Source organism: Methylobacterium sp. J-068 (assembly GCF_022829445.1).
Classification (GTDB): domain Bacteria; phylum Pseudomonadota; class Alphaproteobacteria; order Rhizobiales; family Beijerinckiaceae; genus Methylobacterium.
This window is the reverse complement of sequence record NZ_JAKSXY010000040.1, coordinates 1-13,355: the sequence shown is the minus strand read 5'-3', so window position 1 is coordinate 13,355 and position 13,355 is coordinate 1. Positions and strand designations below refer to the sequence as shown.

14 protein-coding genes and 1 pseudogene are annotated in these 13,355 nt (G+C 70.0%); 7 read left to right on the top strand and 8 right to left on the bottom strand.

Features of this window, described 5'->3' with window-relative positions; all coding sequences use genetic code 11:
• Nucleotides 1–86: 86 nt before the first annotated feature.
• From MKK54_RS03135 to puuE, 3 genes and pseudogenes are all read right to left on the bottom strand, one after another.
• A complete protein-coding gene (locus tag MKK54_RS03135; protein ID WP_244009147.1) occupies nt 87–566 on the bottom strand; it encodes a flavin reductase in 480 nt (159 codons plus the stop codon).
• A 71-nt stretch (nt 567–637) separates the two neighbouring features.
• Nucleotides 638–856 (bottom strand): hypothetical protein, encoded by a 219-nt coding sequence (locus tag MKK54_RS03130; RefSeq protein WP_244009077.1) that lies wholly within the window; start codon nt 854–856, stop codon nt 638–640.
• A gap of 94 nt (nt 857–950) precedes the next feature.
• A pseudogene (gene puuE, locus MKK54_RS03125) lies at nt 951–1,886 on the bottom strand (allantoinase PuuE); the annotation flags it as partial.
• A 182-nt stretch (nt 1,887–2,068) separates the two neighbouring features.
• Between puuE and MKK54_RS03120 the strand changes: the two are divergent.
• The 6 genes from MKK54_RS03120 (at nt 2,069) to MKK54_RS03095 (ending at nt 8,899) form a co-directional block, all read left to right on the top strand.
• Complete coding sequence (locus tag MKK54_RS03120; RefSeq protein WP_244009076.1) at nt 2,069–2,689, top strand: urease subunit gamma; 621 nt, start codon at nt 2,069–2,071, stop codon at nt 2,687–2,689.
• 14 nt (nt 2,690–2,703) lie between these two features.
• On the top strand, nt 2,704–4,422 hold the full coding sequence (ureC, locus tag MKK54_RS03115; protein WP_409564120.1) for an urease subunit alpha: 1,719 nt from the start codon (nt 2,704–2,706) through the stop codon (nt 4,420–4,422).
• A 111-nt stretch (nt 4,423–4,533) separates the two neighbouring features.
• On the top strand, nt 4,534–5,034 hold the full coding sequence (locus tag MKK54_RS03110; RefSeq protein WP_244009073.1) for an urease accessory protein UreE: 501 nt from the start codon (nt 4,534–4,536) through the stop codon (nt 5,032–5,034).
• A complete protein-coding gene (locus MKK54_RS03105) occupies nt 5,027–5,701 on the top strand; it encodes an urease accessory protein UreF (protein WP_244009071.1) in 675 nt (224 codons plus the stop codon). Before MKK54_RS03110 ends, MKK54_RS03105 begins: the two co-directional genes overlap by 8 nt.
• Nucleotides 5,702–5,712: 11 nt before the next feature.
• Complete coding sequence (gene ureG / locus MKK54_RS03100) at nt 5,713–6,342, top strand: urease accessory protein UreG (protein WP_244009069.1); 630 nt, start codon at nt 5,713–5,715, stop codon at nt 6,340–6,342.
• Between the two features lie 442 nt (nt 6,343–6,784).
• Nucleotides 6,785–8,899 (top strand): TonB-dependent receptor, encoded by a 2,115-nt coding sequence (locus tag MKK54_RS03095; protein WP_244009067.1) that lies wholly within the window; start codon nt 6,785–6,787, stop codon nt 8,897–8,899.
• A gap of 114 nt (nt 8,900–9,013) precedes the next feature.
• On the opposite strand, the gene MKK54_RS03090 is transcribed toward MKK54_RS03095, so the two are convergent.
• The 5 genes from MKK54_RS03090 to MKK54_RS03070 form a co-directional block, all read right to left on the bottom strand.
• Entirely contained in the window at nt 9,014–9,754 is a 741-nt protein-coding gene (locus MKK54_RS03090; protein ID WP_244009065.1) for a molybdopterin-dependent oxidoreductase, read from the bottom strand.
• Nucleotides 9,747–10,460 carry a cytochrome b/b6 domain-containing protein gene (locus MKK54_RS03085; RefSeq protein ID WP_244009063.1) on the bottom strand — a complete coding sequence of 238 codons (714 nt, stop codon included), beginning with the start codon at nt 10,458–10,460 and terminating at the stop codon, nt 9,747–9,749. The genes MKK54_RS03090 and MKK54_RS03085 overlap by 8 nt, the downstream gene beginning before the upstream one ends.
• Nucleotides 10,461–10,471: 11 nt before the next feature.
• Nucleotides 10,472–11,059: an SAM-dependent methyltransferase gene (locus MKK54_RS03080; RefSeq protein WP_244009062.1), complete on the bottom strand. Its 588-nt coding sequence runs from the start codon at nt 11,057–11,059 to the stop codon at nt 10,472–10,474.
• Nucleotides 11,056–12,348, bottom strand: a complete 1,293-nt coding sequence (locus MKK54_RS03075) for an acyl-CoA dehydrogenase family protein (RefSeq protein ID WP_244009060.1) — start codon at nt 12,346–12,348, stop codon at nt 11,056–11,058. The genes MKK54_RS03080 and MKK54_RS03075 overlap by 4 nt, the downstream gene beginning before the upstream one ends.
• 128 nt (nt 12,349–12,476) lie before the next feature.
• A complete protein-coding gene (locus tag MKK54_RS03070) occupies nt 12,477–12,632 on the bottom strand; it encodes a hypothetical protein (protein ID WP_244009058.1) in 156 nt (51 codons plus the stop codon).
• A 370-nt stretch (nt 12,633–13,002) separates the two neighbouring features.
• Here MKK54_RS03070 and MKK54_RS03065 point away from each other — a divergent pair.
• Nucleotides 13,003–13,355: hypothetical protein (locus tag MKK54_RS03065; protein ID WP_244009056.1), on the top strand; the 353-nt coding region annotated here is incomplete at its 3' end.

Below are 13,355 nucleotides of genomic sequence, written 5' to 3'. Positions count from 1 at the left end.
TTCCTCGCCCTGCCAGCGTCGAGCCCGCGCTGTTGGGCCGGATCTTACACCGAGTCCGTTCGCGGTCGAGGGCGGAGGGGGCGCCCTCAGGCGGCGTCCTCGCGCCGCGCCGGTCCGCCCAGCGTCACGGTGTGATAGCCCCGGTCGGCATAGACGAGGGCGTGGCCCGCGCCCGGCTCGGCGAGCCCCACAACCTCGCAGTAGAGTACGTCGTGGGTGCCGACCGGGTGGCGCGCGACGATGCGGCAATCGAAGGCGGTGAGCGCGTCCCGAAGGGCCGGCGCGCCGGTGACGAGGGTGGTCCAGGCGGCCGCCGCGAAGCGCGCCGCCATCGGCGTGCGTCCGCCGAAGGCGGCGGCGATGGCGGCCTGTTCCGCCGCCAGGGTGCTGACGCAGAGGGCGTCATTCTCGCGCAAGGCCGCGTAGGCCGAGGTGGTGCGGTTGACGCAGACGAGGAGCGTCGGCGGCGCGTCGCTGACGCTGCAGACGGCCGAGGCGGTGAAGCCGGCCCGGCCGCCCGGTCCGTCGGTGGTGACGAGGTGGACCGCGCTGGCGACCCGCGCCATGGCGCCGCGAAAGGCGTCGGCCTCGATGCTGGCGGGCGTCGCCGCGCTCGGCCTCGTCTGGGTCACGGCGGTCACTCCTGGGAATCGGGGAACGCCACGAGCGTCCGGTTGAAGGCCTCGGCGCGGGGCGCGCCGTAAGCGTGGCCGCCGCTCGACACCCGGTCGAGGCGCGCAGGAGGAAGCTCCCGGGCCAGCGCTTCCGAAGATAGATAGGGCGCCCGGACGCCATCGTCCGCCGCCAACATCGGGCCCTCCTGCACAAGGGTCTCTCGCACCAGGACCTTTTGCACCGGGACCTCCTGCGCGATGCCGGCGAGATCCGCCGCCGGGTCGACGGCCTCGAGGGCCGCGATCCGAAGCGGGACGGTGCCGAGGTCAGGCCGGCGGGTGCGTCCGGATCCAGTGCTCGGCGATGTCGATGCGCCGGGCGACCCAGACCTGCTCGTGGGCGGCGATGTGGTCGAGGAAGCGGACCAGCGCGCCGATCCGGCCCGGCCGGCCGATCAGGCGGCAATGCAGGCCCACCGACATCATCTTGGGCGCCTGCGCGCCTTCCGCGTAGAGCGCGTCGAAGGTGTCGCGCAGGTAGGTGAAGAGGTGCTCGCCCGTGTTGAAACCCTGCACGGCGGCGCATTTCATGTCGTTGGCGTCCAGCGTGTAGGGCACCACGAGGCCCCGGCCGCTCGGCTCCGCGATCCAGTAGGGCAGGTCGTCGGCGTAGGAATCGGCGAGGTAGGTCATCCCGGCCTCGATCCCGAGGTCGAGGGTGTGGGGCGAGGAGCGCCCGGTGTACCAGCCGCGCGGGCGCGTGCCCGTGACCTCGGTGTGGATGCGGATCGCCTCCTCCATGTGCGCCTTCTCCTGCTCGCGGGTGAAGTCGCGGTAGTCGATCCACTTCAGGCCGTGGCAGGCGATCTCCCAGTCGGCCTCCCGCATCGCCGCGACGGCGTCGGGGTGGCGCGCCAGGGCGGTCGCGACCCCGAACACCGTCACGGGGATGTCGCGGGCCCGGAACAGCCGCCAGAGCCGCCAGAACCCGGCGCGCGCGCCGTACTCGAACAGCGATTCGATGCTCATGTGGCGCTGGCCCGGCCAGGGCTGCGCCCCCACGATCTCGGACAGGAAGGCTTCCGAGGCCGGATCGCCGTGGAGGATGCAGTTCTCGCCCCCCTCCTCGTAGTTGAGCACGATCTGCACCGCGATGCGCGCGCCGTTCGGCCAGTTCGGATGCGGCGGGGTGCGGCCATAGCCGACGAGGTCGCGGGGGTAGGTCACGGCACCGGTCTCTCGCTTCGGAGGTTGGGAATTGGGGTCGCGCATCCCTCGCTGTTCGACCCGGGCCCGGCGTCCTGTCAACCGCTCCCGCGCGCGCTGAAGTCCTTGCGCTCGGCGTCCGGGAATGCATGCATGCGCGCCGCGTCTCGCCCGCTCGAGCCCCGGCGCGCACAATCCTTGCCTTCACGGGCCCGACACGTCCCGCGCCCAACCCCCGAGGTTTCCCCGTGCTCCTCACCCCTCGCGAAAAGGACAAGCTCCTCCTCGCCATGGCCGCGCAGGTGGCCCGCAACCGGCTCGGCCGCGGGGTGAAGCTGAACTACCCGGAAGCGGTGGCGCTGATCAGCGACTTCGTGGTGGAGGGCGCGCGGGACGGGCGCTCGGTCTCGGACCTGATGCAGGCGGGCGGGCACGTCCTCACCGCCGAGCAGTGCATGGACGGCATCCCCGAGATGATCCACGACATCCAGGTCGAGGCGACGTTCCCGGACGGCACCAAGCTCGTCACGGTGCATCATCCGATCCGGGGCGCGGCCTCGGCGGAGGTGCCCGGCAGCGTCGTCACCATGCCGGGCGAGATCGTCTTCAACGCAGACGCGCCCCGCACCCTGGTGACGGTCTCCAACGTCGGTGACCGGCCGATCCAGGTCGGCTCGCACTACCACTTCTACGAGGTCAATCCGGGCCTGACCTTCGAGCGCGAGAAGGCGCGCGGCCAGCGCCTCGACATCGCCCCCGGCACGGCGGTGCGCTTCGAGCCCGGCGTGACGCGGGAGGTGGTGCTGGTGCCCCTCGGCGGGAACCGGACCGTGTACGGGTTCCGCGGCGACGTGATGGGGAGACTCTGAAGACCATGGCCAGCATGCCCCCTCGCGCCGCCCTCCCCCGCGCCGCCTATGCCGACATGTTCGGCCCCACCACCGGCGACCGTATCCGGCTCGCCGACACCTCCCTGGTGATCGAGGTCGAGCGCGACCACACCACCTACGGCGAGGAGGTGAAGTTCGGCGGCGGCAAGGTGATTCGCGATGGCATGGGCCAATCGCAGGTCACGAACCAGGACGGCGCGGTCGACACCGTCATCACCAACGCGGTGGTGCTCGACCATTGGGGCGTGGTGAAGTGCGACGTCGGCATCGTGAAGGGGCGCATCGCCCGGCTCGGCAAGGCCGGCAACCCGGACATCCAGGCGAATGTCGACATCGTGGTCGGCCCCGGCACGGAGGTGATCGCGGGCGAGGGCAAGATCCTCACGGCGGGCGGATTCGACAGCCACATCCACTACATCTGTCCGCAGCAGATCGACGAGGCCCTGTGCTCGGGCATCACCACCATGCTCGGCGGCGGCACCGGGCCGGCGCACGGCACCTTCGCCACCACCTGCACGCCCGGCCCCTGGCACCTGGCCCGGATGATCGAGGCGGCGGATTCCTTTCCGATGAACCTCGCCTTCGCGGGCAAGGGCAACGCGGCGCGCCCCGAGAGCCTGGTGGAGATGATCCGGGCCGGGGCCTGCGCGCTGAAGCTGCACGAGGATTGGGGCACCACGCCCGCCGCCATCGACACATGCCTCACCGTGGCCGACCTCCACGACGTGCAGGTGATGATCCACTCCGACACGCTCAACGAATCGGGCTTCGTCGAGGACACGATCCGGGCGTTCGCCGGGCGCACCATCCACGCTTTCCACACGGAAGGGGCGGGCGGCGGCCACGCGCCCGACATCATCAAGGTGGCGGGGTTGTCCAACGTCCTTCCGTCGTCGACCAACCCGACGCGCCCCTACACGAAAAACACCATCGACGAGCATCTCGACATGCTGATGGTGTGCCACCACCTCGACCCGGCGATCCCCGAGGATCTCGCCTTCGCCGAGAGCCGCATCCGCCGCGAGACCATCGCGGCCGAGGACATCCTGCACGACATCGGCGCCCTCTCGATGATGTCGTCGGACAGCCAGGCCATGGGACGGGTCGGCGAGGTGGTCCTCCGCACCTGGCAGACGGCGGACAAGATGAAGCGCCAGCGTGGGGCGCTTCCCGGCGACACGTCCGGCAACGACAACCTGCGCGCTCGCCGCTACGTGGCGAAGTACACCATCAACCCGGCCATCGCGCACGGCGTCTCGGGGCATATCGGTTCGGTGGAGCCCGGCAAGCTCGCCGACCTCGTGCTCTGGACGCCGGCCTTCTTCGGGGTGAAGCCCGACCTCGTGATCAAGGGCGGCGCCATCGCCACGGCGCCCATGGGCGACCCCAACGCCTCGATCCCGACGCCGCAACCCGTGCATTACCGGCCGATGTTCGGCGCCTTCGGCCGCGTGCCCTTCGCCACCGCGCTGACCTTCGTCTCGAAGGCGGCCATCGAGGACGGGCTCGGGGACAGGCTCGGCGTGCAGAAGCGGCTGGTGGCCGTCGAGAACGTGCGCGGCGGCATCTCGAAGAAGAGCATGATCCTCAACGACGCCACGCCGAACATCGAGGTCGATCCCGAGACCTACGACGTGCGCGCCGACGGCGAGTTGCTCGTCTGCGAGCCGGCGGACGTGCTGCCGATGGCGCAGCGCTACTTCCTGTTTTGAGACGACATACCGGTTCGCGGCCGTGAGCGCGCTCTCGGTCCGATCGAGCCCGAAGCGCCGTGACGTCCTCGCCCCGATGCCCGAGATGAGCCCAGCCCGGTTGTCCAACCCATGATCCGTGCCACGACCGTCCTGCGCCGCGACGCCCTCCAGGGCGAGATCGTCGACCGCATCGTCCTGGACCACGGCGACCGGCACCGCCGGCGCGTGGCGATGCGGACCGCGAACGGACTGTCCTTCCTGCTCGATCTGCCCGAGCCCACCGTGCTCGACGACGGCGATGCCCTGGTGCTTCAGGACGGGCGCCTCGTCTGGGTCGAGGCCGCGCCGGAGCGGCTCCTGGCGATCCGGGCGCCCGACGACCACGCCCTGAAGCGGCTGATCTGGCATATCGGCAACCGGCACATCCCGGCCGAGATCGCCCCCGATGCCGTCTACATCGCGTACGATCACGTGCTCGCCGAGATGGTGCGGGGCTTGGGTGGCACCGCGGACGCGGTGGAGCGCCCGTTCCGGCCCGAGGGCGGGGCCTATGCGGGCGAGGCGGCGGGCCACCATCACCACGGTCACGACCATGGTCATGCGCACGGTCATTCCCACACGCATGATTGACGCCCTGCGCCTGATGGCCTGGCTGTCGCCGGGCTATCCCGTCGGCGCCTATGCGTACTCGCACGGGCTCGAAGGCGCCGTGGAGTCCGGGGCTGTCGCCGACGAGACCTCCCTGGCGACGTGGCTCGCCGACGTGTTGGAATTGGGATCGGGCCGCAACGACCTCATCCTCGTGGCGCAGGCCCATGGCGCGGCCCGGACGGGCGATGTGCGGGCGCTCGCCGCGGTGAACGATCTGGCGCTGGCCCTGGCCCCCTCGCGAGAGCTTCACTTGGAGACGAGCCAGCAGGGCCTGAGCTTCCTCGAGGCGACCCGCGTCGCGTGGCCGGTGCCGGCCCTCGCGGGCCTCGCCGAGGCTCTGCCCGGTCCGGTGGCCTATCCGGTGGCCGTGGGGCTCGCGGCCGGCGCCCACGGCATGACCCTGGAGCCCGTGCTGGCGGCCTTCGGCCTCGCCTTCCTGCAGAACCTCGTCTCGGCGGCCCTGCGTTGCGCGCCCATCGGCCAGAGCGCGGGCACCCGGGTGATCGCCGCCCTGACCCCACGCGTGGTCGCCCTCGCCGCCACGGTGCCGGACCTGACCCTGGACGACCTCGGTAGCGCGACCTTGAGCCTCGATCTCGGCTCGTGCCGGCACGAGACCCAGTATTCCCGCATCTTCCGTTCGTGAAGGATTCTACGATGGCTTCTCCCAGCGGTCGCTCTCCCAACGGTCCCTTGCGCGTGGGCATCGGCGGCCCCGTGGGCTCCGGCAAGACCGCCCTGATGGAGCAGCTCTGCAAGCGGTTTCGCGAGACTTACGAGATCTGCGCCATCACCAACGACATCTACACCAAGGAGGATGCCCGCCTGCTCACGGTGGCGGGCGCCCTGCCCGAGGAGCGCATCATGGGCGTCGAGACGGGCGGCTGCCCGCACACGGCGATCCGCGAGGATGCCTCGATCAACCTCGCGGCCGTGGCCGAGATGCGCCGGCGCTTTCCGAAGCTCGACCTGATCCTGATCGAATCCGGCGGCGACAACCTCGCGGCGACCTTCTCGCCGGAACTCGCCGACCTGACCCTCTACGTCATCGACGTCGCGGGCGGCGAGAAGATCCCCCGGAAAGGGGGCCCCGGCATCACCCGCTCGGACCTGCTCATCGTCAACAAGACCGACCTCGCGCCCCTCGTCGGCGCCGATCTCGGCATCATGGAATCCGACACGAAGCGGATGCGCGGCCCCCGGCCCTATGTGTTCGCCTCGCTCCGCGACGGCCACGGGGCGGACGCCATCGCGGGCTTCGTGGTGGAGGCGGGAGGGCTGGGGTGATGGATTGGTGCCGGAGCGCGGCCGGCGGGGCCGTCGACGCCCCCGAGCGGACATACCGTTCACGACCTCGTATGGACTTTCGCCCGACCGTTCATGCCGCTTGCATCGATGTGAAAAGTGGACGCCCCGGCGTGTGACGTGAAGCCCTCACGTCACAAATGACCGCCGATCCTCTGCCGGGATAGACCAGCGTATAGTCGCCGTTGTCTAGCATTGTTCTAATTAATCAATGTTGCGTCGTGGCAACATGCTGACGAAGAGGCTGGGTTTCATCTGAATTTCCATTGCATAGGGTCTCGTCTTATCAAATAGGGCTCTCGGTAGGATGGATTGCGTTTCGATCGATCCGCAACGTTGCTGACCTCGGGCCTCGATCACCATGCCGTGCTGCGAAATCCGTCGTGTCAGCCTCTGCTTTGCTTTGTTGGCCTCGGTGGGCGGCGTGCAGGCCGCTATCGCGCAGGCCGATGTTCAGCTCGATGAGCTCTCTGTGGAGGGACGAGGCGGTGGCCGGACCGCGCCGAGCGGCTCGACCGGCATCGTCGGGCCGCCGCCCCCCGCCTATCCGGGCGTCGTCGTCGCCTCGGGCTCGCGGCTCGGCCTGCTCGGCAACCGCAACGTCTTCGATCAACCCTTCAGCTCGACCAGCTACACCGAGAAGCTCGTCCGCGACCAGCAGGCGCGCAACGTTCAGGACGTGGTCAACAACGACCCCTCGATCCGCACCAACGTGCCGGCCTTCTCCGGCATCCTGGGCTTCTTCATCCGCGGCTTCCCGGTCTTTGCCCAGGACATCGGCTTCAACGGCTTGTTCGGCGTCGCCGATGCGTTCAACCCGGCGATCGAACCGATCGAGCGCGTCGAGGTCCTGCGCGGTCCCTCGACGCTGCTCTCGGGCGTCCCGCCCTTCGGCAACATCGGCGGCATCATCAACCTGATCCCGAAGCGGGCGGGAGACGAGCCGCTGAACCGCGTCACCCTCGGCTACGCCTCGGACGCGCAGATCTACAAGGCTGTCGATATCAGCCGGCGCTTCGGCGACGCGAAGGAATGGGGCATCCGCTTCAACGGGGCGTTCAACAACGGTCGCACGCCGATCGACAACCAGAGCCTGCATCTGGGCGTCGCGTCCCTGGCCCTCGATTATCGTGGCGAGCGCCTGCGGGCCAGCCTCGATCTCGGCTACCAGGAACTCGACTTCTCCTCGCCGCTGCGCAATCGCAACGTGGCGACCGGCGTGCGCATCCCACGCGCGCCGGACCTGACCCTGAACCAGCACCAGCCCTGGGAATATCGCAACAGCGCCAACCAGCAGATCGCCACCCGGGTCGAGTACGACCTCACCCCGGACCTGACCGTATACGGCGCGTATGGCCGCTCGAACTTCCGGCAGGAATATTTCGGCGGCGTCCTGACGATCTTCAACGCGCGCGGCGATTACCGCGATCCGATCAGCTACCTTCCTTTCCATATTGTCAACGAGACGGCGGAGGCGGGTCTGCGCGGCACCCTCGAGACCGGCCCGATCAAGCACAGCTTCGGCCTTGCCGCGACGGGGTTCTGGCAGGACCTTGCCCAGCCCTCGGCACAGACCGTCGGTTCGACCATCGTGTCGAACCTCTACGAGCCGATCTATGTCGCGCCGCGCTCGACCGTCGGATTGTCGAACGCGACGCCGCGCACGTCGAGCCGGATCAACCGCAGCATCGCCATCGCCGATACCCTGTCGGCCTTCGACGACCGCGTCCTGCTCACCCTCGGCGGCCGCTGGCAGGGCCTCGATGTGAATTCCTACAGCGCCGTCACCGGCGCGCGGACCGGTTCCAGCGACACCGGTGCGTTCTCTCCGGGGATCGGCCTGGTGATCAAGCCAATCGAACGTCTCTCGCTTTACGCCAACTACATCGAAGGCCTGACCTCACCGGCACCGCCCGTGAACGCCGTCAACGCCAGCGCCGCCTTCCCGGCCTCCGTCTCGCGCCAGGCCGAAGTCGGCGCCAAGTACGATTTCGGCAGCGTCGGCGTCGGTTTCGCCGCCTTCCGGATCGAGCAGCCCTTCGGCTTCCTCGACACCAGCACCCTGGTATTCTCCGTCGACGGACGCCAGCGCAACGACGGCGTCGAACTCACGGTGTTCGGCGAGCCGATGCCCGGCATCCGCGTGCTCGGCGGTGTCAGCCTGCTCGACGGCATCCAGGTCCGCGCGCAGCTTGCCAGCAATGTCGGCCGCGTCGCGGTGGGCGTACCGGACGTGCAGCTCAACCTCTACGGCGAGTACGACCTGCCGCCGAACCTCATTCCGGGCCTGACACTGACGGGCCGGGTCATCTACACCGCGGCCCAGTACTATGATCTCGCCAACAGCCAGAAGATCCCTGACTGGGCGACTCTGGACGTCGGCCTGCGCTATGCCACAACCTTCCGGGATCGGCCGCTGACCCTGCGGGCGAACGTCGTCAACGTGACGGCCAACAATTACTGGGCCTCGACCGGCCGAGGCATCCTGAGCCAGGGAACTCCACGGACGTTCCTGCTCTCGGCATCGATGGATTTCTGAACGGCATACCCTGGCTTGACGAGGTGGACGCGTCGGCGGCTGCGCGGCGGGACCGAGGTGCCCTCCGAGCGCTTTACCGGGCTCCGCCCACGCCGACGCGCGCCCCCCAAGACCTCAGATTCCCGCGTACCAGGGGAACCCGAGTTCGGCGACCATGCTGCCGCGGCCCTTGCCGAAGCCGTCGACCCGCTCCACGGCCTCGATCGCGCTGACGTATTTGAGGCTCTTGTAGCCGAGCTGGCGCTCCACCCGCAGGCGGACCGGGGCGCCGTGGGCCACCGGCAGGGCGCCGCCGTTCATGCCGTAGGCCAGGATCGTCTGCGGGTGGAGGGCGTCGAACAGATCGTAGCTGTCCCACCAGCCGTCGACGCTGCGGATGACGATGAAGCGCGCCTCCAGCTTGAGTCCCACGTGGGTCAGCAGGTGCGCGAGGGGCACCCCCGTCCACTGGCCGATGGCCGACCAGCCCTGCTCGCAGGCATGCAGGGTGATCTGGGTGCGGGCCGGCATGCCCCGCAGGTCGGCCAGCGAGACCGCGCCGGGCCGTTCCACGAGGCCGCCGACGGGGAGCTTCCAGTCCGAGAAGCCGAGCGCCCGCGAGCGCCGATAATCGGGGTTGTCGGGGTCCGTGGTGTTGATGGTCGGAAACACCGACGAGATCGCCTCCGGCCCGAACTCGCGCACCAGGGGCTGGTGGCGCTGGAGCCAGCGCTGGACCGCGAAGGTGAGGCCGTTGCTCCAGTCGTAGGGGGTGGCGAGGCGCGACAGGGCCGGCGCCTCGCAGCCGCCGAGCAGGCCGGCCCCCAGCAGCGTGCCCGATCCGACGAGGAGGCGGCGGCGCGAGAGGTCATGCATCGGGGGGCTCCGTGGAGCGGTCCGGTGGAACGCGGAAGCGCCCGGTGATCATCGAGCGCATGAGGTTGCCGGCCCCGCCGACGAAGACCTGGGCCACGTGCACCACGAGGAACAGCACGAGCAGGCAGGCGGTCAGGAAGTGCAGCGTGCGCGCCGACTGGCGTCCGCCGAACAGGGTGAAGAGCTCCGGATAGGCCGCCGTGACGCCCGGCGACATGGTCAGGCCGGTGAGCACCATCAGGGGAAACAGCACGAACAGCACGGCCAGATAGGCGAATTTCTGCAGGGCGTTGTAGCGCAGGGCCTCGCGCCCCCGCGCGGGCCGGAGGCGGGCATGGTCGGCGATCTCGCGGGCGAGGTGGCGCGGCGTCAGCTGGTCCCGATCCGGCACGAGGTCGCGCGCGAAGTGGCCGCCCACGAAGGCGACGATGCCATAGACGATGCCGTTGAGGACGAGGATCCAGGCGGCGAGGAAGTGCAGGTTGCGGCCCCACCCCGTCTGTTCGAGGTTGACCGGCAGCGGCAATTCGAAGGCGGCGGGGGCCGCGTTGGCCCCGGTCTCGCCCCAGAACAGGCGCGGCAGGGCGAGCAGGATCGCGATGCCGCTGACGACCAGGGCCAGGAACGCGGCCGCGTTGAGCCAGTGGGTCAGGCGCACCCAGGCGGCGTGCCGGTGAACCAGGGACGGGCCCGGATCGTCGGACATTGGCGGGCGCCTCACGCGGGGGCCCGCAGCACGTCGAGGCGGTAGCGCTCGGTGCGGCTCTGGTGCGCGGGGGCGAGACGGTCCCGCGTCAGCCCGATCAGCGTCTCCACGGCCTCGTCGGCGCTGAGGGGATAGTTCGTCTCCCCGAGCCAGTGGACCAGGACCACCTCGGCGCCGGGCTTCAGCGCCGCGGCGAGGTGCGCGGCCAGGGCCGCGAGGTCGCCGGGCGTGAAGAAGTACAGCACCTCCGAAATCACCACGAGGTCGAAGCGGCCCGGCGGCCATTCCGCCGGCACCGCCGCGCGCAGGAAGTCGACATGCGGGCTGTCGGCGCAGCGCGCGCGGGCGGCCGTGAGGGCGTTCTCCGCCACGTCGAGGGCGAGCAGGGCCTCGCAGCGCTCGGCCAGCCGGCGGGTCAGCACGCCGATGGAGCATCCCACTTCCAGGGCCTCTGGGTAACGGGGCCGGCCGAGGGCCGCCAGGGTGGCCTCGTACTTGGCCTGCTCGTAGGCCGAGGTGGTGAAGCCCCAGGGATCGGGATTGGAGGCGTAGAGCTCCGTGAAGTATTCCGGCGGGAGCGAGTGCGTGGCGCGCGTCATGGGGCCTCGTCCGAAGAACCGGCCGGCACGGCGGGGCGCACGGCGGCGGGCGGATCGCGCCAGAGCTCGTCGGCGGAGCACGTCTCGGCGAGGACGTGGGCGGCGGCGCTGGTGAGTGCCCGGTCTGGGCCGGGCTGGCGCAGGTAGGTCGCCAGATCGCGGGCGAGCCGTTCCAGGGGGTGAGGGCTGAGGAAGCCCGCGAGCCCCACCGAGCGCTGGGCGCGCTCCAGCACGTCGAGCCCCGCCCGCTCCACCGCGAGACGGGTGAGGTTGACGTAGGCGATCACCCGCGCCGGCTCGGCCTCCGGGTCGCCGGCGAGGCGAGCCGCTCGGTCCACGAACAGGCGGGCGGTCTCCACCGCGATCGCGGCCTCCCCGAGGCGGGCCGCCTGATGGGGATCGCCGCCGCGCCCACTCTCGCGGAGGTGGTCGCGCAGGGCGTCGAACACCGCCTCGATGCCGCCGAGCTGCACGGCGGCGAAGCGCCAGGCGCCGCCCGAGAAATGCGGCTCGCGAAAATAGTCGTCGGGGCCGCCGACGAAGTCGCCCGCGCCGACGCGCAGCCCCGAGAAGTCGAGGATTCCGGAGGTCGAGGCGCGCATGCCCTGCGCCCGCCAGCTCGACAGGTCGGCGCGGGTCCCGGGCTCCAGGCTCGCCACCAGCATCTGCTGGCGCCCGTCGGGCCGGCGCGCGGTGACGAGGGGGCGGGTCACCGACCCGGCACCGGAGGCGAAGGACTTCACGCCGCCGAGGGTCCAGGCGCCCTCCGCCGCGTCGGGGGCTCCGGCGTTCTCGAGAACGAGGCCGCCGGTCTGGGGCTGGGTGTTCCAGACCCCGAACAGATGTCCGGCGCGGACGTCCCGTGCCAGGCGCTCGGCGACGGCCGGCTCGGCGTAGCGCAGGACGAGGGCGAGGGCGTTGACGTGACCTTCGTAGAGGCGTCCGAGCGCGAGGCTGCCGCGCCCGATCTGCGCCAGGAGGCCGGCCAGCACCGGCGCCATCGCGGGCGCGCCGAGACCGGCCCCGCCGAGCGCCACCGGCAGCGGCGCGGTGAGCAGGCCGGCCGCATGGGCGTGGGCGACGTCCTCGGCGGGAAAGCCGCCGTCCCGGTCGAGGGCCTCGGCGCGCTCGGCCGCGAGGCGGGACACGGCTCGCGCGGCGGCCCCGATCCGGGCCGGAATCGCCTGGATCCGGGCCTGCTCGACACAGTCTTCCGACAGGTGATCCTGCGGCAGGTGATCCCCCGAAAGGTGATCGTGCAGCCGGGGATCGTGCAGAATGAAATTCATCCCAGGGAAATGGATCACCGGCGCGCGATCGCCAGACCCGGTTTTCATACCAAACCTGGTTTTTCCCGAACTCGATGACTCCCCGGACCCGATTCTTCCGGCGCCGGAGGTTCTTTCACGCCCCGGGATCAGCCCGCGTCGGAGATCCGTGCCCGATCCGCCCGCCCGGCGCGCAGGTCGTGGAGCATGTCCCGGATCATCCAGCCCACGGTGAGCACGGAGAATGCGCCGATGGCGACGACGAGGGCGGCCCCCACCAGCATCTTGGCGGTTTCGATGTCCATGATCCCGGTATTCACGGTCTTGCGTCCTGGAAGAAACAGTCCTGGCTCGCGCCAATCTGCGGCGAGAGAGATGACGATGGTCTTAAGATGCGCCTCCATCGTCGCGACGAGGAGGGCCGATCGGCGAAACGCTGCCATGCGGCCCGTCGATGAGGCCGCGTGCCGTGGCGCACGCCGTCTGGTCCGTGCTGTGCTTTTGCGAAGGCCCGAAGTGTTCTGGGCTTGATTATTCACCGAGGCGGTCCACCGAACAGCCCAGGGTGGTCGAGAGAGCTGGAGAGCGGCGGCCAGGTGCTACGTCATCAGTGCTACGTCATCCGTGCGACGACGGTGAGGGTGGCGCGGGCGGGCGAGCCCGGCGGATGCCCGGATGGATCCCAAGAAGTCCGTCAAGCGGTACGATGATGACGGCCATGACCGGCTTCGGAGACCAGCTTCGGACCCGTCCGCCCTGATCACCGATGCCGACAGCCCTGCTCGCAGGCGCAAGACCCTGTGCGGCCTGAGTTCCTCCTCGACGCCCGGACGAGAGAGCCGGATCGCTTCAGGGTCCACCCAGCACGACTCAACCGGGACCATACGTCTAGGGCCTGTCGTCGCCTGGACGGATTGGCTGGGCTTGCGTTTTCGTTTCTCTGAGGCAGGAGGGACGATGCTGAGCGACGCGCAATGGTCTGAACTGGAGCCCTTGGTCGAGGCCTGCCGGCCCAAGGCCAAGACGCC